18 protein-coding genes, 1 tRNA gene and 2 pseudogenes are annotated in these 26,131 nt (G+C 42.1%); 16 read left to right on the top strand and 5 right to left on the bottom strand.

Going from position 1 to position 26,131, the window contains the following annotated elements:
• Nucleotides 1–177: 177 nt before the first annotated feature.
• The 7 genes from coaD to ACQY3F_RS10590 all read left to right on the top strand — a co-directional run bounded on the left by coaD (nucleotide 178) and on the right by ACQY3F_RS10590 (nucleotide 6,273).
• Complete coding sequence (coaD, locus tag ACQY3F_RS10620) at nucleotides 178–663, top strand: pantetheine-phosphate adenylyltransferase (protein ID WP_428354820.1); 486 nt, start codon at nucleotides 178–180, stop codon at nucleotides 661–663.
• Nucleotides 664–665: 2 nt separating this feature from the next.
• Nucleotides 666–911 (top strand): YfhL family 4Fe-4S dicluster ferredoxin, encoded by a 246-nt coding sequence (locus ACQY3F_RS10615; protein WP_428354819.1) that lies wholly within the window; start codon nucleotides 666–668, stop codon nucleotides 909–911.
• Between the two features lie 355 nt (nucleotides 912–1,266).
• Nucleotides 1,267–3,162, top strand: a complete 1,896-nt coding sequence (locus tag ACQY3F_RS10610; protein WP_428354818.1) for an ATP-binding cassette domain-containing protein — start codon at nucleotides 1,267–1,269, stop codon at nucleotides 3,160–3,162.
• A gap of 67 nt (nucleotides 3,163–3,229) precedes the next feature.
• Nucleotides 3,230–3,317 (top strand) — tRNA-Ser (locus ACQY3F_RS10605).
• 92 nt (nucleotides 3,318–3,409) lie between these two features.
• On the top strand, nucleotides 3,410–3,877 hold the full coding sequence (locus tag ACQY3F_RS10600) for a hypothetical protein (RefSeq protein ID WP_428354817.1): 468 nt from the start codon (nucleotides 3,410–3,412) through the stop codon (nucleotides 3,875–3,877).
• 216 nt (nucleotides 3,878–4,093) lie between these two features.
• Nucleotides 4,094–5,347 carry a glutamate-5-semialdehyde dehydrogenase gene (locus ACQY3F_RS10595; RefSeq protein WP_428354815.1) on the top strand — a complete coding sequence of 418 codons (1,254 nt, stop codon included), beginning with the start codon at nucleotides 4,094–4,096 and terminating at the stop codon, nucleotides 5,345–5,347.
• Between the two features lie 311 nt (nucleotides 5,348–5,658).
• A complete protein-coding gene (locus ACQY3F_RS10590; RefSeq protein WP_428354814.1) occupies nucleotides 5,659–6,273 on the top strand; it encodes a YqiA/YcfP family alpha/beta fold hydrolase in 615 nt (204 codons plus the stop codon).
• Nucleotides 6,274–7,391: 1,118 nt separating this feature from the next.
• Here ACQY3F_RS10590 and ACQY3F_RS10585 read toward each other — a convergent pair.
• Nucleotides 7,392–8,753, bottom strand: a complete 1,362-nt coding sequence (locus ACQY3F_RS10585) for an IS1380 family transposase (RefSeq protein ID WP_428352972.1) — start codon at nucleotides 8,751–8,753, stop codon at nucleotides 7,392–7,394.
• Between the two features lie 83 nt (nucleotides 8,754–8,836).
• Here ACQY3F_RS10585 and ppsA point away from each other — a divergent pair, with 83 nt between their 5' ends.
• Nucleotides 8,837–11,254 (top strand): phosphoenolpyruvate synthase, encoded by a 2,418-nt coding sequence (gene ppsA / locus ACQY3F_RS10580; RefSeq protein ID WP_428354813.1) that lies wholly within the window; start codon nucleotides 8,837–8,839, stop codon nucleotides 11,252–11,254.
• 92 nt (nucleotides 11,255–11,346) lie between these two features.
• Nucleotides 11,347–11,859 carry an RNA 2',3'-cyclic phosphodiesterase gene (gene thpR, locus ACQY3F_RS10575; RefSeq protein ID WP_428354812.1) on the top strand — a complete coding sequence of 171 codons (513 nt, stop codon included), beginning with the start codon at nucleotides 11,347–11,349 and terminating at the stop codon, nucleotides 11,857–11,859.
• Here thpR and ACQY3F_RS10570 read toward each other — a convergent pair.
• Nucleotides 11,856–12,878 carry an NAD(P)/FAD-dependent oxidoreductase gene (locus ACQY3F_RS10570; RefSeq protein ID WP_428354810.1) on the bottom strand — a complete coding sequence of 341 codons (1,023 nt, stop codon included), beginning with the start codon at nucleotides 12,876–12,878 and terminating at the stop codon, nucleotides 11,856–11,858. The genes thpR and ACQY3F_RS10570 overlap by 4 nt on opposite strands.
• Before the next feature lie 19 nt (nucleotides 12,879–12,897).
• The gene (locus ACQY3F_RS10565) at nucleotides 12,898–13,068 is read right to left on the bottom strand and encodes a rubredoxin (protein WP_428354809.1); all 171 of its coding nucleotides are present in this window, start codon (nucleotides 13,066–13,068) and stop codon (nucleotides 12,898–12,900) included.
• A gap of 555 nt (nucleotides 13,069–13,623) precedes the next feature.
• Between ACQY3F_RS10565 and ACQY3F_RS10560 the strand changes: the two genes are divergently transcribed.
• The 5 genes from ACQY3F_RS10560 to eutC all read left to right on the top strand — a co-directional run bounded on the left by ACQY3F_RS10560 (nucleotide 13,624) and on the right by eutC (nucleotide 21,551).
• Nucleotides 13,624–16,353, top strand: coding sequence for a cytochrome C (locus tag ACQY3F_RS10560; RefSeq protein ID WP_428354808.1), 2,730 nt, complete (start codon nucleotides 13,624–13,626; stop codon nucleotides 16,351–16,353).
• A gap of 485 nt (nucleotides 16,354–16,838) precedes the next feature.
• Nucleotides 16,839–17,846: a zinc-binding alcohol dehydrogenase family protein gene (locus ACQY3F_RS10555; RefSeq protein WP_428354807.1), complete on the top strand. Its 1,008-nt coding sequence runs from the start codon at nucleotides 16,839–16,841 to the stop codon at nucleotides 17,844–17,846.
• Between the two features lie 333 nt (nucleotides 17,847–18,179).
• Nucleotides 18,180–18,554, top strand: coding sequence for a group I truncated hemoglobin (locus tag ACQY3F_RS10550; protein WP_428354805.1), 375 nt, complete (start codon nucleotides 18,180–18,182; stop codon nucleotides 18,552–18,554).
• Nucleotides 18,555–19,316: 762 nt separating this feature from the next.
• Nucleotides 19,317–20,702 carry an ethanolamine ammonia-lyase subunit EutB gene (locus ACQY3F_RS10545; RefSeq protein ID WP_428354803.1) on the top strand — a complete coding sequence of 462 codons (1,386 nt, stop codon included), beginning with the start codon at nucleotides 19,317–19,319 and terminating at the stop codon, nucleotides 20,700–20,702.
• A gap of 42 nt (nucleotides 20,703–20,744) precedes the next feature.
• Nucleotides 20,745–21,551, top strand: a complete 807-nt coding sequence (gene eutC, locus ACQY3F_RS10540; protein WP_428354801.1) for an ethanolamine ammonia-lyase subunit EutC — start codon at nucleotides 20,745–20,747, stop codon at nucleotides 21,549–21,551.
• Between the two features lie 752 nt (nucleotides 21,552–22,303).
• Here eutC and ACQY3F_RS10535 read toward each other — a convergent pair.
• A pseudogene (locus ACQY3F_RS10535) lies at nucleotides 22,304–23,095 on the bottom strand (IS1380 family transposase); the annotation flags it as partial.
• Between the two features lie 127 nt (nucleotides 23,096–23,222).
• Between ACQY3F_RS10535 and ACQY3F_RS10530 the strand changes: the two are divergent.
• Together ACQY3F_RS10530 and ACQY3F_RS10525 are read left to right on the top strand one after the other, a co-directional pair.
• Nucleotides 23,223–24,130: pseudogene (locus ACQY3F_RS10530) on the top strand (tyrosine-type recombinase/integrase).
• On the top strand, nucleotides 24,127–25,203 hold the full coding sequence (locus tag ACQY3F_RS10525) for an IS91 family transposase (protein WP_428352924.1): 1,077 nt from the start codon (nucleotides 24,127–24,129) through the stop codon (nucleotides 25,201–25,203). Before ACQY3F_RS10530 ends, ACQY3F_RS10525 begins: the two are co-directional and overlap by 4 nt.
• Before the next feature lie 210 nt (nucleotides 25,204–25,413).
• Here the strand turns inward: ACQY3F_RS10525 and ACQY3F_RS10520 are convergent, their stop codons facing one another.
• Complete coding sequence (locus tag ACQY3F_RS10520) at nucleotides 25,414–26,103, bottom strand: transposase (RefSeq protein WP_428353770.1); 690 nt, start codon at nucleotides 26,101–26,103, stop codon at nucleotides 25,414–25,416.
• Nucleotides 26,104–26,131: the final 28 nt, after the last annotated feature.

The following is a 26,131-nucleotide window of genomic DNA, read 5'->3' as shown; positions in this document are numbered from 1 at the left end:
CCCAACCCTCTCCAGCGAGAGAGGGCTTAAGTCAACAGCATTGCCCTTTGATAAATTGTCCAAGCTAAAAATTAATGCATAAATCTAAAAAATCATCACAACCGCGTTATTACAAGTTATAATATTTGGCTAAGAAAATTCTGCGCATTAGCTATGTGCCTGGATTAGAAAAAAATAATGAAGATAACGGCAATATACCCCGGGACATTTGACCCGGTTACTAATGGACATTTAGATATTATTGCCCGCGCGGCAAAGCTATATCATAAGGTGATTGTCGCGGTTGCTGTTAATAGTAATAAAGCGCCTTTGTTTGATATCAAACAACGCGTTGAGTTACTAGAGCAAGTGACCACTGAATTTACCAATGTAGACATTATAGGCTTTGATAATTTACTGGTTGATTGCGCAAAACAACAAGGTGCAAATGTTGTCTTGCGGGGTTTAAGGGCGATATCAGATTTTGAATATGAGTTTCAATTAGCCGGAATGAATCGACGTTTATCGCCAGAGTTGGAAACCATGTTCCTAACTCCGGCGGAACAATATGAATTTATTTCATCCAGCATGATCAAGGAAATTGCTCGACTGGGCGGCGATGTTGCAGAGTTTGTGCCTGAAAATGTACTACAGCATTTAAAAGAAAAGTTTAATAGAGGATAAACATGTCACTACTTATTGATGATGAGTGTATCAATTGCGATGTTTGTGAGCCAGAGTGCCCAAATGGTGCAATTTCTCAAGGGGAAGATATCTATATTATCGATCCGGATTTGTGTACTGAATGTGTCGGACATTATGATGTCCCACAGTGTATTGAAGTATGCCCGGTTGATTGTATCGATAAAGATCCGGCTAAGGTTGAAAAACAAGATTCTTTATATCAAAAGTATCTAAAACTGACCGCCTGATAAATTGATAATTCGATAAAAAAAGAGGAGCATTAGCTCCTTTTTTTGTAACTACTCAGACATGCTGAGTAATGACAGCAAAATAAACACTGTAGGATGGGCAAAGGGCTTCATCCGTGCCCATCAACGAAAACATGATGGGCATGTCGTACCTCCTTTGCCCATCCTACAAAAACGCTTGTTCCATCAGGGTATTTTTTATCAAATACCTGCTTTTCTGGTGCCTGGCTGGAAATGTACAATCTACTTTTGTAACTACTCAGATACTCTGAGTAGTTACCTTTTTTTTGCATAAATATTGCACGGATTCTGTTCGCAAGTTGCTAAACAAATATTTGAAATTAAATAAAACCACATGGCCTTACTACGCTTAAAAAAAGTCTCAATTGCATTTGGCACTCACGCCATACTTAAACAGGCCGAATTTCAATTAGAAGATGGCGAACGTGTTGGTCTGTTAGGCCGTAATGGTGAAGGGAAATCGACCTTAATGAAAGTCGTTATGCGGCAGATTCAGGCTGATGAAGGTGAAATCTGGTACAAGCCCGAATTACGCATTGCGGTATTAGAACAAATGCCCCATCTCCCGGATGAAGAAACTATTTATGAAGTTGTTGCAGGTGGATTGGGTGAAGTAGGGAACTGGATTAAGCGCTATCATGAGTTGACCTTATTACCCGACTTTACGGATGCGCATATGAAAGAAATGGGCGACTTGCAACATAAGCTCGACGTGCATAACGGCTGGCAAATACAGCAACGTGTGGAAAATATTTTAAGCCGCCTGAACCTACCTTCTGAAACTCGGGTAAAGGGCCTGTCTGGGGGCTGGAAACGTCGTGTTTCATTAGCTAAAGCGTTGGTTGTAGATCCTGAGGTCTTACTATTAGATGAGCCAACAAACCACCTGGATCTGGAAAGTATCATGTGGCTGGAAGAGCAGTTGCTTAGTTTCAAAGGCGCCATTTTATTCGTTACCCATGATCGATCCTTCCTACAAAAATTAGCCACGCGGATTATTGACCTGGATAGAGGGCAATTAGTTTCATGGCCGGGTGATTATGCAGATTACCTGATTAAAAAAGCCGCCGCACTTGAAGAAGAGTCTACGCAAAATGCATTGTTCGATAAAAAACTGGCCGAAGAAGAAGTCTGGATACGCCAGGGTATCAAAGCTCGCAGAACACGTAATGAAGGTCGTGTTCGCGCCTTGAAAGCATTACGTAAAGAACGCTCACAACGCCGCAGTTTACAAGGCACCAGTAAGCTATCAATGGAAAGTGGTGAAGCTTCAGGTAAAAAAGTCATAGAAATGCTGGATGTCAGTTTTGCCTATCCGGATAAAACAATTGTCAAAAACTTTTCTACTGTGATTCAGCGTGGCGATAAAATCGGCTTAATCGGCCCTAATGGCGCAGGGAAAACCAGTTTTCTGAAGCTATTATTAAAAAATTTGCAGCCTGACAGTGGTTCTGTAGAGCAAGGAACTAAATTACAAGTCGCATATTTTGACCAATTAAGAGAAGAGCTCAATCTTGAAATCAGCGTGGCCGATTCAATTGCAGATGGAAATGATCATGTGTTGATTAATGGCGAACCACGGCATGTTATTTCCTATCTTGGGGATTTTTTATTTGCACCCGTGCGTGCACGCTCACCGGTTAAAACTTTATCGGGTGGAGAAAAAAATCGCTTATTACTCGCGAAATTATTTACCAAAACTGCCAATCTAATCATAATGGATGAACCCACCAATGATTTAGATATGGAAACCTTGGAGCTACTGGAAGAAAGGCTGGTTGAGTATAAAGGTACATTATTGATCGTAAGCCACGATCGGGTGTTTTTAGATAATGTCGTTACCAGTGTTATCGTTTTTGAAGGCGAGGGCGTGGTCAGCGAATTTGTCGGTGGCTACACTGATTGGTTAAGCTATAACCGTGCAAAGGCAAAAGAGCAGGAAAAAGCTGTAAAACAAGTAGCCAAACTTGAGAAAAACCAGGAAAGTTCAACAGCTAAAAAAAAGAAGCTCAGCTACAAAGATAAAAAGGAATTGACTGAGCTGCCTGCCATTATTGAAACAATGGAAAATAAACAGGCAGAAATTAATGAGAACATAGCCGCCCCAGCGTTTTATCAACAGGATCAGCAACAAGTAAATTTAGTCCTTGAGACGTTAGCCAAAGTAGATGCAGATTTGCAACAAGCTTATGCGCGCTGGGATGAACTAGAAGCGTTGGCAGAAGAATAGATTGCAATAAGCACTAAGCTGTTTTATTATAGCTTGCTGTTCAACGCTCGTTGAACTGTCAAATTACGGAGAGCTGGCCGAGCGGTCGAAGGCGCACGCCTGGAAAGTGTGTATACGGCAACGTATCAAGAGTTCGAATCTCTTGCTCTCCGCCATTTAAATAGACACCTAAAGATGCATACAAAAGCAAAATTAGTGGCTATAATTATTTGTTAGAAACTATCCTCATAGCTGACTAACAGGCCGTATGGAACACGAAAATGAAACTCCTGAACAACAAGCCAGAATACAAATAGATAAACAGCTTGTTCAAGCAGGTTGGGTAATTCAAGATAAAAAACGCTTAAACCTATACGCATCACTGGGTATTGCCGTCAGGGAAATGGATACTGACACAGGTCCAGCCGATTACATGCTTTTTATAGATGGCAAAGCCTGCGGTATTATTGAAGCAAAACGAGAGGGTACCCATCTAGGGCAAGTCGCAGAACAATCAGGGCGATATGCTACTTCACTAACAAAAAACATTCGTCGTTGGGTAGGTGATGATGAACCTTTACCTTTTTTATATGAAGCGACTAATGTAGAAATCTACTTTCGGGATGAACGTGACCCTAAACCACGAAGTCGAAATGTTTTCCATTTTCACCAACCCGAAACCTGCCGCCGCTGGTTAAAAGAACACACGACCGTTAGAACTAGACTACAGCGATAATACAGATGGCTTACGAGACTGCCAGATATCACGAAGGAAACCCTTTAGTTACGATGAATTAATAGCACGTGATAAAGCTAATCTGGATGTTTTCTGGTTAAAAGATGAATCACTAGAAGATACTGAAAATTTACCTGCACCTGAAATACTAGCTCAAGAGATTGTCGAACAACTGCAAGCCGCGTTGGATGAGTTTAAAATAGTAGAAGACATTATATGAGAACCAGCACTATTCAGGCTATCGCTAAACAAAGTAGTCTGGCAGCTCGTCAGTTAGCAGCGACACCCGAGTCCGTACGTAATCTTGCTCTTGTGCGGATGGCAGAATCGCTAGAGGCGGTTAAAGTTCAGTTGCTGGAAATTAATGCACAGGAAGTCGCGCAAGCCCAACAGGGTGGGCAATCGCTTGCGATGACTAAGCGTTTGACTATTAATGACAAAGTGTTTGAGACTATGTTGTCCAGGTTGAGAAAAGTAGCGCAACAGCCTGATCCATTAAATCGTGTGCTGCAAGGACATACCAACCCAGAGGGGCTGCAAGTCTACAAAAAATCAGTACCGTTGGGTGTTGTGGGCATAATTTATGAATCGCGGCCGAATGTAACAACGGATGCTGCGGGCGTCTGTATAAAAAGCGGTAATGCAATTATATTGAGGGGTGGATCCGAAGCGCTGCAAACTAACAGTTTTTTGGCTGATGCCATGATTAAAGGCGCTATTGATGCTGGTTTACCAGAGTATGCGATTCAGATAATTCGTACGCCAGGCCATGCAGCTGTTGGCGAGCTACTTAAAATGGACGAATATGTGGATGTGTTGATCCCTCGTGGAGGCAAAGGTCTGATAAAGCGAATTGCGGAGGGAACCCGAATTCCGGTGATTAAACATTATGATGGTATCTGTCATCTGTATATAGCAGCAGATGCCGATCCTGTACAAGCCGTTGATCTAGCGATTAACTCAAAATGTCAAAGTATTCAGGTTTGTAATGCACTGGAAACATTATTAGTCGATAACCTGTGTGCCGAACAGATTTTGCCATTGTTGCTGTCGGCATTTAACTTAAATAATATCGAGCTACGCGGGTGCGAAGTGACACAACGAATATTGCCGGAGGTTGCCCTGGCAACAGAAGAGGACTGGAATACTGAATATTTGGCTCCAGTGCTGTCTATAAAGGTTGTTAATGGGATAGCAGAGGCAATTGAGCATATCAATCATTATGGCTCAGGGCATACTGATGGAATTGTCACTCAAAGTCTGCAAATGGCGCAAGAATTTGAGCAGCAGGTTGATTCTGCATCGGTATTAGTAAATGCTTCTACCAGGCTATCAGGTGGTGGTGATTATGGATTAGGAGCGGTTATCGGTATTAGTACGGATAAGCTGCATGCGCGTGGCCCAGTTGGCCCTGAGGAGCTAACGACGTACAAATGGGTCGTTTATGGAAAGGGGCATTTAAGGAATTAAAACTCTTCATGTGTTTGCGGGCTGAAGCGGCTGTGAAAGTATTCATCAATATCACGCTCCTTATCAAGGAGGGGCTAGGGGCAATGCTGTTGACTTAATAATAAGCTCCTTCTCCAGAGGGAGAAGGTTGGGATGAGGGGATTATAAATGTATGATTTTATTCTCCTCACCCAACCCTTGTATGCAAGAGAAGGCTTATAAGTCAACAGCATTGCCCCTCAATCCCCCTTCTCAAGGGGGAGGCTAACAGAATAATACTTTCACAGTCTCTGCAGCCGCGCTCTACAACTATATTGGAAAAGCAAATGACCATGAAAAAAGCAATTATTTACTTACACGGATTCAATTCTGCATCTTTGGATTTACACGACAACTTGCTTATCAGCAAAGAGAAGCTGCAGATTATGCAGGAATTTTGTTTGCAAAAAGATATCTATTTTTATAGCCCAAATGTTGATTACAGGGATTTTGAAGGCATCGTAGAAGATATGCTATTACAGTGGAATCAATTTTTGGATCAATCCTGTGATGTTTCTTTTATGGGTTCGTCTATGGGCGGGTTTGCCAGTGAATATCTGGCAATGAAAACCGGCTGTAAGGCATTTATGATTAACCCCGCGATAGCCCCAAACGAGTTATTAACCCAGTTTATCGGTGTAACAGAAAACTATGAAACAGGACAGCCTTACCAATGGGAGCTGGAACACTGTGAGCAATATGCAGAATATGAACAAGAGCTTAACAATAGCCGCCAGGTTATAGATAGAACCATTTTACTGGATATGGCTGATGAATTAATCGACTCTGCGAACACTGTAGTGAAATATAAAGATAAAGCAAATATTCAGACTTATCAGGGTGGCTCACATAGTTTTGAACATATGAGACAGGCCTTATCCATTATTGAACAGGCACTGTTTAGCTGAGGTTGTTAGCCATCGAGCGCAATCGCTACCTAATTCTTCAGTAGCATATTGTTCATACTTTTACCTGATTGCCCATAACCCTCAGCTATACGTTGTCATTCCTGCATGCTTTAAGCAGGAATCTAGCCGGAGAAGCATGGGTTCCCGATAAACCTAGAAAAATCAGTTGCTCACGGATTCTATCGCAAGCTATTGATTCCACAGCACTTCCAAAAAATACCCGATTAACCTACGGGTGAATCTAAGATTTTTTGAAAGCACTGTGAAACCAAAATCTTGCACTATAATTCCGCGCCAACTGATTTTTCTAGGATAAAAGGACTTCGGGAGTGACGAGGTTTTTAACATACTAATGTTTCAAGCTTTATCCTACTATGGCTGAGAGTTGTACGTAATCAGGTACTTTTATGACGTATGTTTTGCAGGATATCCCGCCAGCGACCCTTTGTGCCTTTAATTTCAGGCTTAAAGTTCGGGAATTAGAAATTTTTCACATGATGTCTACTGCTGACAACGAGGTAGCGTTAACTGCTATCCGTGCACAGGGTTCAGGCCAATGCTGTTGACTTAAGAATAAACGCCTTCTCCAGAGGGAGAAGGCTGGGATGAGGGGATTATCAATGCATGATTTTATTCTCCTCACCCAACCCTCTCCAGCAAGAGAGGGCTTAAGTCAACAGCATTGAGGGTTCAGGCGGGTATGCAGTAAAACGTAGCGTTGTTAAACCAAGCCGCTACAGGATAAAGTAGTTAAATAAACCTATATTATGCAGGGTATTTTATAATCCCATTTAATTTTTGTGTGAATAAGGCTAGAAAAGCTGTGTTTTTATTGGTATGCTCAAATTAAGTATTCTTTAGGGGGTGGAGGTTATGAATTACACCTAAATCCTGCAAGCCCATATTTTGACTCTCATTAACCTGTCTAGCTAAGTGGTTATTAGGTTTTTACTGCCGCTTTGCCAGCCCTCTTTGTCCAACCGATCAAAATATCCAGATTTAAATCATAAATAGAGGAAATTTTTTGTATCGTATGGATATCCCCCGAGCCCAAGGCAATAAACACCCTGCCAACGTGCCATGACCTTTTAATCAAAGTGACTTAACTTCGGTTAATGTTAAGCGAGTAACCCCACCTTAACCCAATCATCCCATTCCTGTGGATAGAGCGGATCTGCAGGTGTTCTGACTCTCAGCTGATTATTGCCTGTGAGTAATTTTCCAGCCACCCGAATCAGATAAGTACGAAGTGTATCCGGCTCCCATTGGCACAACGTTTTGTTGCCACTCAATTGAGCCATCCAGCGCACGGTATTGTAGGCAAGAACGGCGCAATGAAATAATGCGGCATTAGCCAGAAATTGATTCGTTCTGATTTTACCTAAACCCATTTGTGATTTTGCTTCTTCAATCCATGTTTCGCACGTCGCTCGTTCACCATACTTCTTATGTGTTTGCCAAGGCGATAGAGGTTCAGTTGTTACATAACAAAAATAGTCATATTCTGCCGTATCCCAAAGCTCGGACTGAGGTCCTGTCACTTGTTTAGGTTGCTTTATCCTGACCGCGACAAACTGACGAGAGCGAGACCAGCCACCACAACGATATTGAAACTCGCTCTGCTCCCAACCGGGTCGGCCTTGTATGGCTGTCCAGGCCTGTTTGGCCAGCAATGCGTTCAAATTCTTAAGTTTAACCTTTATTAGATACCCATGCCCTCTGGTATCGAGAAATTCAAGCAAATCACCGACAAAATAACCACTGTCACCGCGAAAAATAATGCGCATCCGATTGGGCAAGTGTGCAAGTAACTGTTTGGTAAATTCTACAACACCATTGCTTGTAAAGGCATTGCCTGTCCGGAACCAGGCTTGTAAAATTTCTTTTGTTTCCGCTAGAAAAGCGAGTTGTGGATGGTATGAACGGGCACCTTTCTTTTTGGGGTTGAAGCCTTTGGCACTTCCTTCTTGTCGACCACAAACGGTGTCCACAGTTGAATCGACATCGACCCACTGGACGGATTGTATGCCAGTTTTCGATTTTCCGGAACGAAGCAATCGCCGCCAGTGTTGACCACGCAAAGTATGCGTGAGCGTTTCAAACTGGCTTATCTGCCTATCACTTACTTCTTTAAAGATCCGTAAAATTGTGGTTTCAACAGGAATCTTTATCCAGCCAGCTACTTTGCGCAGTACGCTATCTGCCCATACGGTCGTCACCTTTGCCATTGATGTTGCTCCCCCCATCATGCCAACCAACGTCAATAGAACCACATCAGATAAGTGATGGTCTGCATTTTCACCCCGCCGATGTGGAACGCTTTGTTTTACGGTTTTTTCAAAACCTATCCTGTCTAAATATTTCACGACGGGAATCAGTCCCGCCTGGCTTGTCAATCCATGTGCTGTAGATGTCATTTTTACCGTTCGGGTACGGTTTCTTACGTGAGATGAGGATTTTGATACTTTAGAGGGCTTCATTAAAACAATGAGATAGTGAAATCAGGAAAATGATATTATATCATTGTTTAATAAGGAGTTTTGTGGATTATTATGTATAATGCTTGCAGGATTTAGGTTACATTAGATTTTTTGACTCAGTTGGTATGAATGATGTTGGATTGGTCGGTGGAAAAAACGCTAGTCTGGGAGAAATGTATCAGAATTTGACTCAGCTAGGATTGAAAATTCCCAATGGCTTTTCAACCACACGAGATGCATACGAATTGTTACTCGCTCAGAATAATCTTGCCCAACGTATTGATGCGCAAATGAGTGACCTGAATATTGAAGATGTGGCTCAGCTGCAATCCTGTGGTAAAGCCCTGCGAGAAATGATTCTGAATGAGCCGCTGCCAACAGAGCTGGTAACTGAAATTACTGAAGCGTACAAACAGCTTTCTGCTAGTTATAAGGAAAGTAATATTGATGTTGCTGTACGTTCTTCCGCTACGGCTGAAGACCTTCCAGATGCGAGCTTTGCGGGACAACAGGAGAGTTTTTTAAATATTCGTGGTGAGCTGTCCTTATTGATCCATGTCAGAAAGTGTTTTGCCTCGCTATTTACCGATCGGGCGATCAGCTATCGACACAGTCGTGGTTTTGATTATCGGCAGGTTGCGCTATGTGTCGGGATTCAGAAGATGGTACGTAGTGATCAGGCGAGCAGTGGGGTGATGTTTACCCTGGATACGCAAAGTGGTAATGCTAATGTGATCATGATTAATGCTATTTTCGGCCTGGGTGAAAATATAGTCGGAGGACGGGTTAATCCAGATGAATTTTTTGTCTTCAAACCTTCTTTAAAAGCGAATAAGTCGGCGATTATCAAACGTCAGTTAGGTTCTAAAGAGATGAAGATGATTTATGACGATAAACTCAAGACCCTGAATGTTTCGACTACTTTGAATGAAAGAGCACGCTTTTCGCTGAACGATGAAGAGGTCGTAACGCTGGCACGTAATGCGCTCATTATCGAAGAGCATTATGCGACTGCTATGGATATAGAGTGGGCAAAAGATACCAGTCAGGGAGAGTTCTATATAGTTCAGGCACGGCCAGAGACGGTTCATTCCAGACGCTTACACAGCAAGCAATCTGTGGCTATAAAAAAATATACGCTTAAAGAAGATACTAATAACAGAACAGCTCTAATAAGCGGCCTGGCTATAGGCGAGAAAATTGGCGTGGGAGTGGTGAAAATTATTCACGACTTAAGTGAAGCCTGCAGGTTTAATGCGGGTGAAGTCTTGGTCACTGATATTACCGATCCTAACTGGGAGCCGTTAATGAAAAAAGCGGCAGCTGTCGTCACAAATAAAGGTGGGCGTACTTGTCATGCTGCTATTGTGGCGCGAGAAATAGGTGTTAGTACTATCGTCGGTACGTCAAACGCGATGGATGTGTTGCAAGATGGCGTGGAAGTAACAGTCTGCTGTGCGGAAGGTGAAAAGGGGAATGTTTATCAGGGAGTGATTGATTTCGAGATTGAATCTATAGACTTGCAGAATCTACAAGAGCCCAAAACAAAGTTGTTTATGAATGTTGGGAACCCAGAGCAAGCATTGAGTTTAGCAGCTATTCCTAATCAGGGCGTGGGGCTGGCGCGTATGGAATTTATCATTAATAACCATATTCAGGCGCACCCTATGGCGCTCTATGATATGCATAAGGGGAAGTATGTCAAAGGTAGTGAAAAGATCCAGCAGTTGATGCAAGGATTTTTCGATCCAAAGCATTTCTTTATGGATAAATTATCCGCAGGAATCGGTATGATTGCTGCCGCTTTTTACCCCAAACCGGTGATAGTTCGTACCAGTGATTTTAAAACCAATGAATATAAACATATGCTGGGCGGTGAAGCCTATGAAACGGATGAAGAAAACCCCATGATAGGCTTTCGAGGAGCGAGTCGATATTATTCTGATGCGTATAAAGAAGCGTTCAAATGGGAATGTATTGCGCTTAAAAAAGTGCGTGATGAGATGGGTCTGAGCAATGTTAAATTGATGATCCCTTTTGTCAGAACTCCTGATGAAGGTCGCCGGGTAATTGCTATCATGAATGAAATGGGGTTGGTTCAAGGACAGAATGACCTAGAGATCTACGCCATGTGCGAAATTCCCAGTAATGTGATCTTCGCTGAAGAATTTTTAAAAGTGTTTGATGGTTATAGTATAGGTTCGAACGATTTAACTCAGCTTACTTTAGGGGTAGATCGAGATAGTACTTTAGTGGCCCATATATTCGATGAGCGTAACGAAGCTGTGAAACGGATGTTAAAGCTAGCGATTGATGCCTGTAAAAAAGCAGACAAATATATAGGGATTTGTGGTCAGGCACCCTCAGATTATCCGGAAATTACAGAATTTCTGGTGGAAAATGGTATTAGTTCAATCTCGCTAAATCCTGATTCGATTCTCAAAATGCGCCAAGTGGTAGTGGACATTGAAAGCCGGCTTAGTAAAAATTCATCCATCTAGAACACACCGTAGGGCGCGGCTTTAGCCCGCCATAAATATGACATTGAGTATTGGCGGGCTAAAGCCACGCCCTACAGTGAAATGAGGAAACTGTGAAAAGATTATTTTTTGCCTTATGGCCGAGTGACGAGACTAGAAAGCAGCTTAATAGTTTTAATCAATCCATTGCACAAAATGGATTAAGGAAGTTAAAAGCAGATAATCTGCATATTACGTTACTTTTTTTGGGTAATACATGTGCGATAACTGAAATCTTGCTTAGGAAAAAGGCAGATAGCATTAGAGTTCAACCCTTCGTATTAACACTAGATCAGCTTGAATTTTGGCGCAAAGCAAAGGTTTTGTGCTTAACAACAGCGCAATATGATCCGCAGTTAGGGTTATTAGTTGATGCATTAAATCAGTTAGCTGAGCAATGCGCTATGCACATCGAAGAGAGAGCTTATAAACCCCATATTACTCTGGCCAGAAAAGCACAAAAGTTAATAGATATAAAGGTATTGCCGATACAATGGCAGGCAGATTCGTTTTGTTTGATTGAGTCTTGTAGTACAGCTGAGGGTGTTCATTATCAGGTACTGCAAAGCTGGAGTTTTGCGGGTTAGAAAATATAGGCATGTTCTGCAGTAAAGCCGTGTATTTTCGCCTTAGGCTTAAATATCGGGGGTGACCAGGGTTCAGTGTTATCACCATTTAGGTGCGCCGCTAGCCATAAGGCCTGACTGCGAATAGGCATGATAAAGGCATAGATATTTTCATTGGGTAACTGGGCAACATCACCTAGCGCATAGATATTTTCATCCGAAGTCTGTAAAAAATCATTGACAGTAATACCTCGCCCGGTAGCTAAACCAGAATCTTGCGCTAAATCAGTCCGGGGTTTAAAACCGCAGGAAATGATAACGGCATGATGGTCGCTATTTTCGCTAGTGTTTGCAACGAGTACTTTAGTTTTGCCGGCCTGTTGCTCAAATCCTTGTACAGCTTGATCCAGTCGTATATCGACACCAAGTGCTTCAAAGTGATTTAATAACAGTGCCGAATCTTCAGCGACTAATTGCCGTTCCATCAGCCTGTCCATCGCATGGTAAACCGTGACCTGATCACCCGCAGCATTTAAATCAGAGGCCAGTTCACAACCAATTAAGCCACCGCCGATAATCGCCCAGTCAGTCGATTTTCCTTGATCAATAAAAGACTGACGAAGCTTACGTAATACTTTTAAATCAGTCAGACTATTAAACACATAAAACTGCTTGCGGAATGCTAGAAAAGGCGGGGGGATAAATGCAGCAGATCCCTGCGCCAGAACCAATTGATCATAATCCAGTTTCTCTATACCCGAGCCGTTGTTAAAGCTAACAGATTGCTGCTCGCGATCTATGGTAATCACCTCTACACCCGCATTGATATGAATACCGTTTTGCTCAAGTTGTGCAAAGGTTTTCATAATAATTGTTTTTTCGATATCCTGCTTACTAAAGCCATGCGAAAGAATAGGGCGGGAATAGTAACCATCGGTTTCTTTGGTTAAAAGAATTATTTCCGCAGCCAGATTCAAAGCGCGAAATTTTTCGGCAAAAGTGATGCCGGCTATCCCGGAACCAATGATTACTATACGCATGATTATTCCTTAACGGGAGTTATGGCATTAATACAAAATCACCTTTTTCTGCACCGCACTCCGGGCACACCCAGTAGTCGGGGATATCGTCCCACAAGGTACCTGGATCTATACCACTATCGGGGTCTCCTAGTGCTTCATCATAAATATGGTCGCAAACAGAGCACTGGTATTTTTTGAAGTCAGACATGGTTGTTTTCCTTTATGAAAAGAATAGACAGAATTTAATATTTTTTTAAATCCACATCTTAAGAATGTAACAGTATTTTGCTCATAGCTCAAATGAAAAATTGAGTTGTAAGCGGCAGATTACCTTACTATATACGGTGTAATGGCATAAATTAAACATTGTTATATAGCAGTTTTTGTATTGGTATTTAACTTAGAGTTGGTGTTAGAAGAAAGTTAAATCTTTACAATTCAGCTATTAAAAAGAGTTGAAAAATATAAAAAATAATTTTTATATTTTGTAAGTAAAGATAATCGGGTGACAAAAAATCGGTTAAAAATTTAAAATCATACCTTTATAAAACAACAACTAGCAAAGCTAGTGTTATAAGTAAATTCAGACAATAAAGGTTAGGTTTAATAGTCGTTATGGATGTGAAAAAAGTATAATTTTAGTTTTATATGATATGGGCATGATTATTGCTTTTGTTATTTTTTGTGTATGAATTTGTTGAAATGGGTCAACGCATACTACTACTTAATAATAAAAAACTACTTTTGATAGAGGGAAACACCTATGAATTATATAAAATCCTGTGGGAGGCATAAATGGCTCAGTAGTCTGAGCTGTTTATTTATGCTTTTCATGTTTTCTAGCAGTCATGCCGTAATCAACGCGTTTGACAAGCCGGTAAATCATCCACCTATACCTTTATTAGATGAACAAGGTAACCATGTTCTAGAGTCTAATAATCCGTATAGCCCGAAAAAAAGCTGTGAAGGTAGCGGTTGTCATGATTATGACGCCATTACACATGCCTACCATTTTGAAATGGGCCGGGATGAATCCAGCGATGACTACGGTGCTAAACGTGGCATGCCTCATTTAGTATCACCGGGGTATTACGGTGGCTATACTTGTATGGGTGGCGACACACAGCGTGTTTTAGCTAAAAAGGTCAATACTGATCCAGAAAATTTTGCAGACTTAGGGTCCGCTGGCTGGGTTAAAGCTTGTATGAGCTGTCATACTGGTGGTGGCTGGGCAGAGAAGGATCGTGAAGGCATTCGTTACGACGAGAAAAAGATTGCTGACATTAAGCCTTTAGATGGTGATTATTATGAGCGTGAAATTGATAGCGTCACCGGTGAAGAAACATTTGTCTTGTGGGACTGGAAAAAAAGTGGTGTGGGTGAAGCGGATTGTCTTTTTTGTCATGTAGATTTCAATACACTAAAAACACCTGAAGATAGTGGCCTGGAAAAAATGCTAACGCCTAGAAGAGCCAGGCAGGCGTTTACCACAGCTGGATTTTTCCGTCAGGCTGCATCAGGTCTTATTGAAAATGTTGTCGATAAGGATGGCAAAAACATCATGACAATTGCTAGATCTATGCAAGGTGGTGAACATTCTCAGCATGGTGGTGGTGAACCGACACTAGGACATACATTAGATGAAAACGGAATGCCTGTTTTTAACTGGAATCCTGAAGCATTTGACGGAAATGGTAGAACCACTATTCCTATGATACGCTTTCCAGCCAATGAAAACTGCATGGAATGTCATAGAACCAGTAACTCGCGTCGTGGATTTTATGGTTTTGGTGAAGCTGCTTCAGCAACCTTGGAAGGTGCTGGTGAAAGTTCTGCCGATGGTACATTAGTAGATGATTATCAGGACGATGTGCATAAAGGTAAAACCTACACAGATGATAATGGCCAGACACGTGATATAGAAAACTGTAATAGTTGTCACTCTAAGCAGTACTTTAAATCTCCATTATTAAATGTAGATTTAGATGCCAACCATGACTTTCCTAAAGGAAATTCAGATATGGACGTGCGCAACGATCTGGATTATGCACCGAATGCCAAATCCTGTGAAGATTGCCATATTAAAGCCAAGACGCCTATTATTCCATCAGGCCATGACACCTTGTTGGCAGCACATATCGAGCTATGGAAAGGTAATGGCGATATGGCAGGTTATAGTAAAGATAGCCTGACACAGGTGACACAAACTCACTTTGATATCGTGTCTTGTCAAGCATGTCATATTAACGGCAAGATAAGCAGAGGCAAGCCACTTCAGATTCTATTCCGTTATAGAATCGCTGAAAATGGCATGTCAACAATGGTTCCTTATAATCCAAGAGTTCGTAGCTACTGGAAAGATAAAACCAGCGGTCGTGTTATCGTTAGTTCCGAGCTTAGTTCTGTATTTGAAAAAGGGACAGATGCTGATGGCAACCTTTTTGGCTCTATCACAGATCCTATTAGTGGGGAATCACTAGGTAAAGTGTCTGCTAGCGAAGGTCGTCATGGCCTTAGATATGGTAAGCCAGAAACTTACGAGTCCTTTATGGCTTTAAAATCAGCATACGATAGCCTATTACGTAAAAAAGGATTTACTGATCCTGATACAGCAGAAGTCTTAACCGAGTCAAATGAGTATATTATTTCTCATAATACTCGTCCTTCTCCAGATGCTGTTCAGTGTGAAGAATGTCATGAGCGTAAGCAGAGTGGTGCGTTTAGCGCATTAGTTTCACCTTTTGGTATTATGGGTAAAGCGAATGAGAAAACAATCAGAACGATTCCTGATGCACGCTTAGTCGCAGAAGGTCATTACATTCTGGATCTAGCTTATATGAAAGTAGCAGACAATGGCGACGTAACACAAAATGTCGAAGATATTTTGTTTGAAACCAAAGTTGATCCGTTTATGACTATATTGAAAAACTCCAGTGCGACTGAAGTTATTTCAGAATTCAAAAAAGTGAATACTGAGGAGTTCCTTGCAACTTCAAGTTCTGATTTAAGCGCTTTGATGGCGGCAGACTTGGTGAGCCCGAATTCGTTTGTATTCCAGGCGAATAAAGGTAATCAAAACCTAAGAAATATGACGGCTGTTATCGACGGTAATACTGTTAATAATATTTTATTCCCTACTTATCGTGGTGCGTTAGGTGTGGTGATAGGTGCGGAGTCGGCAGCACAAGGTATTAGTGATGCACGTGGGTATGGGCAACTACGCTCAGCTGTGTATTCATTCGATGTACGTGATAGTGCTAAAAAACAGGTCACCACATACAATGGTGCTGCGATGTTTGTTAAAGTGCCTTACAAAGGCTCTAAAACTGATCTGAACAGTATCAATGTGGTCATGGCTAACTGGAGTTTAAACAGTGTGACTACTGTTGCGATGCCAGACTTGGTAATGATGGAGCCTGCTGATGAGGGTGTTGATGGTTATGTTATCTTTAAGACAGCAGAACCTGGCTTTTTTATCGTGACTGATAAATAAGCTTATTAAGGGACGAGGATTTAATAATATCCGAAAGTATGACGCAGGATTTTGGCTGTACAGTCAAAAGACAAGTCAGATCTCGGGTGTTATTGAATTCTCGTTCCTAAGAGGCTTTGGCAAACTTAAGGCACAAGGAAGTGCTATTGATAGTGATGTAATTGATAATGTTAAATAATTAACTTTATGTCATTGTAAGTTTGTTAAGTCTTTTAATAATCAATTGTTTTTAACAAGGACTAAAAAGGGGGGCGATTTATTTCGCTCCCCTTTTTTTTGTTTATAAGCTATAGTGCCTAGGCAACTCGCAATAAATAACCTACCCACCTTGCTGGTCTTTTTGTCCGTCTTCTGCGTTGTAGAAATAGTTACGTAGCTAGCTACGCGCCTATTTCTACGCCTTGAAGACAAACAAAAATCCTACGCAATATGGGTGGGTTATTTATTGCGCGTTACCTTACTTATTTATAAGGCTTTAGGAAAAAATGAAAGCGATAATTTATAAAATTGAAAGTGTAGACAAAACAGGACATTTTGTAGAAATAGACCTGCCAGTTCCGAAAGCAGAAGGTCATGATTTGCTGGTGGCAATTGAAGCAATATCGGTAAATCCTGTTGATTTCAAAGTACGCAAGAGTATTTCTGCCCCCCAGCTTGAGCCAAAAATTCTGGGCTGGGATGCTGCGGGTGTAGTGGAGTTCGTAGGAGAAAAAGTGAGTCTGTTTAAACCGGGAGACCGTGTTTTTTATGCAGGAGATATTACCCGTAGCGGTAGTAATGCTTCTCATCAATTAGTCGATGAACGTATTGTAGGCAGGATGCCCGAATCGCTAGGCTTTACCGAAGCAGCAGCTTTACCGCTGACTGGTATTACTGCCTGGGAGGCTTTATTCGATCGCTTAAAAATTAACCCAGAGACGGATAGAGGTAAGCAGTTATTGATTATTGGAGGAGCGGGTGGAGTAGGCTCAATTGCTATTCAACTGGCTAAACAGGTCGCTGGGTTAAATGTCATTGCTACCGCTTCCAGAGAAGCAAGCAGTCAGTGGTGCCTGTCCCTAGGCGCAGACCAGGTGATTAATCATCATAAAGATATGTCAGAGCAGTTTAAGCAAAACGGCCTTGCCGCACCTGATTATATTCTTTGCCTTAATAATACTGACTTACACATGGATGCTATGATGCAGCTAATAGCCCCGCAGGGAATGATTTGCAGTGTAGTGGAAACTAAACAAATTCATGACCTGGATAAGCTTAAAGCTAAAAGCGCAGGTTTTGTCTGGGAGTTTATGTTTACCCGGTCGATGTTTAAAACTGCAGATATGATTGATCAACATCACTTGTTGAATGAAATAGCCAGATTAGTAGACTCTGGCATACTTAAAACGACCTTAAATGAAATCTACGGACAGATCTCTGCAGAAAATATTATGGCTGTACACAAACAACTGGAAAGTGGATCAAGTATCGGTAAAGTTGTATTGCTAAAGTAAAGGACCTGAAGCTAAGGAGCGAGGATTTAATACTATGCGCAAGTATGACTCAGGATTTTGGCATCACAGACGTGCTAGGAAAACAGGCGCATAGCAGGCTACGCAACTGTTTTTCTAGTGTGGCTGTGGAGTCAAAAGACAAGTCAGACTCGAGTATTATTGATTTTCGCTTTTAAGTAAATAATGGAATAAATATATTTAGGTATTGAGCTGATTGGTCTTTTCTTGAATGACAGATAGTTTTAATAGTCTTTCTGCAATTGCATAGTATGCGTATACTTGTTAATATCAATCGGTAATATAAAAGTAGAATAATTATAAAGAGGAAACAAGATGAGTGAAGAACTAAGTCTATATGATCAAATCGGTGGAGAAGCCGCGGTTGATGCAGCGGTTGAGTTGTTTTATCGTAAAGTATTAAGCGATCATCGTATTAATCGATTTTTTGATAAAACCAATATGGAAGAGCAGATTGCCAAGCAGAAAGCATTTTTTACCATGGCATTCGGTGGTCCTAATAGTTATACCGGCGGGGATATGCGTGAGGTTCATGCACACCTGGTTAAAATGGGTTTAAATGAATCTCATTTTGATGCGGTTATGGAACACTTAGGCGCATCCCTGACCGAGCTGGGTGTACCAGGTGAGTTAATAGCTCAGGCTGCAGCAATTGCGGAAAGCACACGAAAGGATGTGTTAGGTAAGTAAAGTATTCGTGCGTTTCTTATATAAATAAGGAACGCGCACGGAATAAGTTGAGCATCTGGCGCAGGATTTTTATTCGTATTCAAGACGTAGAAATAGGCGCATAGCCAGCTACGTAACAGTTTCTACAACGCAGAAGACGGATAAAAAGACCAGCCAGTTGCTTAAGTTATTTTGTGCGCGTTCCTAAGGAACGCATAGCCCATCCCCATCTTCATAGCAACCAGCATTACCATGTCTTGCTCTTTTTAATAGAGAAGCACCATTCGAGTTGTTTGTAATCCAATTTGCTACATTTTAGACTCCCAGGCATTTGCATAGAATCAAAATCACATAGTTAAAGGTTAGTAACTAATGTTTTTTTCTTAGCCTATCCTTACGGCATCACCTTATTGCTAAATATTCCCCCTCATTTTAAATAACCACTTTCAGAGTCTTCCTGCTTTGTAACATGCATTATTATTTGCAGAAGTATTGGATATGCAGAATTGTATTGTTTCGGGTTTAACAAACATTGTCTGCCCAAGGTTAATGGCACTATCATCGTAGAGCTATGATATGATTTTTTAGTCATATACTTCGCGCGTTCACGGCTGCGGATTTCTAACGGCTGAGTTTTGCCGGTAGCTACGTTGCTGAAACTGTTACGTAGCTAGCTATACGATAGTTTCAGCGCTTTGCTATCGATAAAAATGAGCTCACTATACAACCGCATCCGTGATCGCGCGAAGTATAGTAGGCTAGATCTACAATAGGTGATGACCCATGGTTTACAAAACGCAAATTGCAGGCTTAGTCTATGCTTTCAACGGCCTTAGCGAACTCTTAGCGAAAGCTACGCCAGCGCGTTCGGGTGACGTTCTAGCGGGGGTTGCAGCAGAATCTAATCTGGAGCGCGTTGCTGCTCAATGGGTACTGGCCGATGTGCCACTGACACAATTTTTACTTGAACCATTGATTCCTTGTGAAGCAGATGAAGTTAGCCGTCTGATTTTTGAACAACATGATGCACACGCGTTTGCCCCGGTTAGTCATTTAACAGTAGGAAGCTTTAGGGACTGGTTATTGTCTGATCAGGCTACAACTGAAGTTCTGCAGCAAATTGCTTTTGGCTTAACGCCTGAAATGGTCGCGGCTGTTAGCAAATTGATGCGCATCCAGGACTTAATTCTGGTGGCTAAAAAGTGCCGCGTAGTGACTAAGTTTAGAAATACCATTGGCCTGAAAAATCGTTTATCTACACGCCTACAACCCAATCATGCAACAGATGATCCCGCAGGTATCGCGGCGGTAATTCTGGATGGGTTGTTATATGGTAGTGGCGATGCCGTGATTGGCATCAATCCCGCTTCAGATAATCTGCAATCGACTCGGGTATTGATTCAAATGCTCAACGATGTCATAGAGCGCTATCAAATTCCTACCCAGTCTTGTGTATTATCCCATGTTACAACTACTCTTCAGGCGATAAATGCTGGGGCACCTGTCGATTTGATATTTCAGTCGATTGCAGGTACCGAGCAGGCAAATGCAAATTTCGGCGTTAATTTAGCCTTATTGGAGGAAGCGTATGATGCTGCACTAAGTCTGGACCGAGGCACGATAGGCAATAATTGTATGTATTTTGAAACCGGGCAGGGCAGCGCACTGTCTGCAAATGCACATCATGGGCTGGATCAGCAGACTTGCGAGGCTAGAGCTTATGCGGTTGCACGTCAGTTTAAACCATTGCTGGTGAATACTGTTGTCGGTTTTATCGGCCCTGAATATTTGTATGATGGTAAGCAAATTATCCGCGCAGGACTGGAAGATCATTTTTGCGGTAAATTGCTGGGTTTACCTATGGGTTGTGATATTTGTTATACCAATCATGCCGAAGCTGACCAGGATGATATGGATATGTTACTCACTCAGTTTGCAGTTGCGGGTGGCACTTTTATTATGGGCGTTCCGGGTGCGGATGATGTGATGCTCAATTACCAATCCACTTCATTTCACGATGCATTATATTTACGCCAGGTATTAGGATTAGCCCCCGCTCCGGAATTTTTACAATGGCTACAACAACATCAGATTTTTGATGAAAATATGCATTTATATAGTCCCGGAGAAGTGCCTGCTCTGTTTTCTAAATCATTAAAAAAACTGTAAAGTGGGTCTTTCCTATACAAACAACATGATAGGGTGGTGTAGATGGCTAATAATTCCGTAAGTGATGCAAATAAACAACCCTTACAAGTATTAAAGCAATTTACTAATGCACGCATAGCACTGGGAAGGGCAGGAACCAGTCTACCCATACAGGCCAATCTTGATTTTCAGCTTGCTCATGCACTCGCCAGAGATGCGGTCAGTATCCCGCTGGATTTTGCAGCTTTAACTCAACAGTTATCGGCTTTGCACGCAGTCATCCCCTTACAGTCACAAGTGGAAAATCATTCGGAATACCTGCAACGGCCAGACAAAGGGCGCTTGCAAAGCCCAGAATCTAGAGAAAAACTGGAGAGTTCACAGATAATAGCAGCTACAACGGATATTGCGATTATTGTTGCAGACGGCCTTTCTTCTACAGCGATAGCCAATCATGCGTCTGCTTTACTGAATATATTGATTCCTAAATTACAAGAGTCGGGATTTTCCTTGGCTCCGATCTTGCTGGCTAGGTACGCTCGTGTGGCAATTGGTGATCCGATCGGTGAAATATGCAATGCAAAAATGAGTGTAGTTTTAATTGGTGAGCGCCCGGGCCTCAGTTCTCCAGATAGCATGGGAATCTATTTCACTTACCAGCCTAAGTCCGGGAATACTGATGCTCAGCGCAATTGTATTTCTAATATCCATAGTCAGGGGCTAGATTATCAGCAGGCAATCAACAAATTGATGTTTTTGATTCATGAGTCTTGTCGTTTGAAAATTTCTGGTGTGCACCTGAAAGATGCAAGCGAAGAAGGAAGCGTGTTAGAAGATCAGCCGCGACATCACAATTTTTTGCTGGAATAAAGGAAGTATAGCTAGCAAGTGTTTTGTCTCACATTACTTTGCGAGGCGGCAGGTTAAAGCAAGCGAAGGGTAGGTGTAGAATGACTTGCCTTGATGCTTTTGACTCCAATGCACTTATTACCCGGTTAAAGCAATGAAAGTTGATTTTTTTGTATATTTCCAGCCAGGTACCAGAGAAGCAGGTATTTGATAAAAAATATCATGATAGAACAAGCGTTTTGTAGGATGGGCAATGGAGGTACGACGTGCCCATCATGTTTTCGTTGATGGGCACGGATGAAGCCCTTTGCCCATCCTACAGTGTTTATTTTGCTGTAACTACTCTCAGCATGTCTGAGTAGTTACATTATTATTTTTTTAGATTGTAGGTGAACTGACCTGTTTGCTAGGCAAAACAACTATTTTAACAGTAGAAAGTATATTCTACTTTTACTAAAAAATCAGCGCAAATAAATTGTCATTAGAATGATCGTTATAATATATTTTAAGTAATTGAATATAAATATAATATATAGAACCTAAATCCTGCAAGCCCATATTTTGACTCTCATTAACCTGTCTAGCTAAGTGGTTATTAGGTTTTTACTGCCGCTTTGCCAGCCCTCTTTGTCCAACCGATCAAAATATCCAGATTTAAATCATAAATAGAGGAAATTTTTTGTATCGTATGGATATCCCCCGAGCCCAAGGCAATAAACACCCTGCCAACGTGCCATGACCTTTTAATCAAAGTGACTTAACTTCGGTTAATGTTAAGCGAGTAACCCCACCTTAACCCAATCATCCCATTCCTGTGGATAGAGCGGACCTGCAGGTGTTCTGACTCTCAGCTGATTATTGCCTGTGAGTAATTTTCCAGCCACCCGAATCAGATAAGTACGAAGTGTATCCGGCTCCCATTGGCACAACGTTTTGTTGCCACTCAATTGAGCCATCCAGCGCACGGTATTGTAGGCAAGAACGGCGCAATGAAATAATGCGGCATTAGCCAGAAATTGATTCGTTCTGATTTTACCTAAACCCATTTGTGATTTTGCTTCTTCAATCCATGTTTCGCACGTCGCTCGTTCACCATACTTCTTATGTGTTTGCCAAGGCGATAGAGGTTCAGTTGTTACATAACAAAAATAGTCATATTCTGCCGTATCCCAAAGCTCGGACTGAGGTCCTGTCACTTGTTTAGGTTGCTTTATCCTGACCGCGACAAACTGACGAGAGCGAGACCAGCCACCACAACGATATTGAAACTCGCTCTGCTCCCAACCGGGTCGGCCTTGTATGGCTGTCCAGGCCTGTTTGGCCAGCAATGCGTTCAAATTCTTAAGTTTAACCTTTATTAGATACCCATGCCCTCTGGTATCGAGAAATTCAAGCAAATCACCGACAAAATAACCACTGTCACCGCGAAAAATAATGCGCATCCGATTGGGCAAGTGTGCAAGTAACTGTTTGGTAAATTCTACAACACCATTGCTTGTAAAGGCATTGCCTGTCCGGAACCAGGCTTGTAAAATTTCTTTTGTTTCCGCTAGAAAAGCGAGTTGGACGAAGCCGCTATCGCGGAGAAAAACAGCGCATCCCTTAAATTTAAAGTGTAACCTCATTGCCTGTTATATGCATAACAGGTAACTTGTAAGCTCATCCAACTAACAATAATGAGGTTACACTGTTATGACACCATCGATAGAGCTTAAATTCAACCATTATTATATCCAGCACTGTAAGCATTTAAAGCTTAAGGGACTGCAACCCAAAACCATTGACGCTTATTCACGCGCTATTCGCCGTATCGGGGAACACTTTCAGGGGCATCTGGATAACTTAACGCAAGATCAACTGGTGGATTATTTTCATGCTCTTTTAAGCCGCCTTTCCTGGAGTGCCGTGAAACTAGATCTCTATGGTCTCAAGTTTTTCTATACACATGTGCTACAAAAGCCGTGGGTTGATGTGCTAATGATTAAACCACCACGATGTACGCGTATACCCGATATTGTCACTGTGGTTGAAGCACAACAACTGTTTATGTCGACCCGTAATCTAAGCTATCGAGTTTTTTATTTTACGATTTACAGTCTAGGTTTACGTTTGGGCGAGGGCTTAAGCCTGAAAGTAGGTGATATTGATGCGACACGCATGCGGGTACATATTCGCAATGCCAAAGGCAATAAGGATCGGCTTGTGCCTTTGCCTGTGAATACCTTGAAGGTGTTGCGTAAGTTTTGGGCTGTGCATAAAAATCCAGTGCTGGTATTTCCCAACCGTGCCCGGGGTCTAAAAGGTGCACATCTTGCTGAATCCCCCCTTGATCGCGGTGGCATCCAGAAGACAATCCGTCTTGTGACGCAAGAAATGGGACTAAAAAAAAGATTTCCTGCCACTCGCTGCGCCACAGTTACGCCACTCACCTGTTAGAAGCCGGGGTTGATTTAGTTGAGTTGCAGAAGATTCTGGGCCATACCAGTTTAGTAACCACGGCTCGCTATACGCATTTGACCGATATTACCGATGAGAATGCAGAGCTGCACATTAATCAGTTAGTCAATGACTTTTCTATTCACTGGGGGCAGATTTCATGATAACCCTAGCTGCAGTGATTGATCAATTTCAGTCTGACTTTTTAAGCGAGTATCAATCTCGTTTACGCTCCAATCAGATCAGTGCATTACATGCCATGAAGAGCTGTCGGACACAGCTGAGTCCTGTGATGCAGGTTAACTGTGCAGACTGTGACTATCAAACCTTTGTGCCTCATTCCTGTGGCCAGCGTAACTGCCCGCATTGTCAACATCATGAGAGTCAACAATGGATTGAACGACAGGTACAAAAACAAGTCCCTGCTGATTATTTTATGAATACCTTTACCTTACCTGCGCAGTTAAGGTCGTTAGCCAGGCAGCATCCGCGGTTACTTTACAGTATGATGTTTGACTGTGCCTGGGCGACTTTACAGAGTTTTAGTAAAAATGATAAGCAGTTGCAAGGCGATGCCGGGGCGATTGCTGTCTTACATACACACTCACGCGAATTAAATTATCATCCGCATATTCATGTCATTATGCCTGCGGCAATCGTGGATAAAATCAAGAAGCTCTGGCGCACTAAGGAAGGCAAATACCTGTTTCATCATAAAGCACTAGCAAAAGTATTTCGTGCAAAGATGCTAGCGCGTATGAACGAAGAAAAGTTGCCATTTCCCACAGCTATTCCGGAAAAATGGGTGGTCGATTGTAAGTTTGTCGGTGCAGGCGATAAAGCATTGATATATCTGGGTCGATACCTGTATCGTGGTGTGATTCGTGAACAGGATATCTTATCCTGCCAAAATGGCAAAGTAACCTACCGTTATCAAGACAGCAAAACCAAACGCTATCAAACCAAAACGGTATCGGGGGCTAAATTTCTGTGGCTGGTGCTGCAACATGTTTTGCCTAAAGGCTTTCGTCGTGCGCGCAATTATGGCTTTTTACATCCGAATAGCAAGGGTGTTATTAAGTTGATTCACTCCCTGCTAAAGTTTGACCCGACGAAGATATTGCGTGCACTCAAAGTACGGCCGGCATTCAGTTGCAAATGTTGTGGCGGGGCGATGGTTGTTGGGCGTCGGCAAATACCCAGGGTGGAAATAATGTTTCAGCCTTTGCCAACTTAACAATTGGAATCACTAGCGCTTATGTAAATTTAAACACTTCGACCCAGGCTATCAGCGGATTAAATGCTGAGGGAGTTGCTTGGGCTAAAATCGGAGATTAAGGCAGAATTTTGCTCCGATACTTGGACTTTGAGAGTTGACTGCAATGGACAACGCTCAAAGTTCAGTTAAACAGGTAAAAACAGAGGTTCGATTCATCAGTCGGGCTGATCAACAAAAAGCTATTTTCATAGAGCGCATTAAATGAATTCCTACTATCGTGCCGGGCTTGTCCAACAAACGGTTCAGATTGTGGCTCGCTTCGCGATCACAATCTAACCTTATTCGTTGTGGATGGTATGAACGGGCACCTTTCTTTTTGGGGTTGAAGCCTTTGGCACTTCCTTCTTGTCGACCACAAACGGTGTCCACAGTTGAATCGACATCGACCCACTGGACGGATTGTATGCCAGTTTTCGATTTTCCGGAACGAAGCAATCGCCGCCAGTGTTGACCACGCAAAGTATGCGTGAGCGTTTCAAACTGGCTTATCTGCCTATCACTTACTTCTTTAAAGATCCGTAAAATTGTGGTTTCAACAGGAATCTTTATCCAGCCAGCTACTTTGCGCAGTACGCTATCTGCCCATACGGTCGTCACCTTTGCCATTGATGTTGCTCCCCCCATCATGCCAACCAACGTCAATAGAACCACATCAGATAAGTGATGGTCTGCATTTTCACCCCGCCGATGTGGAACGCTTTGTTTTACGGTTTTTTCAAAACCTATCCTGTCTAAATATTTCACGACGGGAATCAGTCCCGCCTGGCTTGTCAATCCATGTGCTGTAGATGTCATTTTTACCGTTCGGGTACGGTTTCTTACGTGAGATGAGGATTTTGATACTTTAGAGGGCTTCATTAAAACAATGAGATAGTGAAATCAGGAA

The organism is Methyloprofundus sp., assembly GCF_965251085.1.
Lineage (GTDB): Bacteria > Pseudomonadota > Gammaproteobacteria > Methylococcales > Methylomonadaceae > Methyloprofundus.
This window is presented reverse-complemented; position numbering and strand designations above follow the sequence as displayed.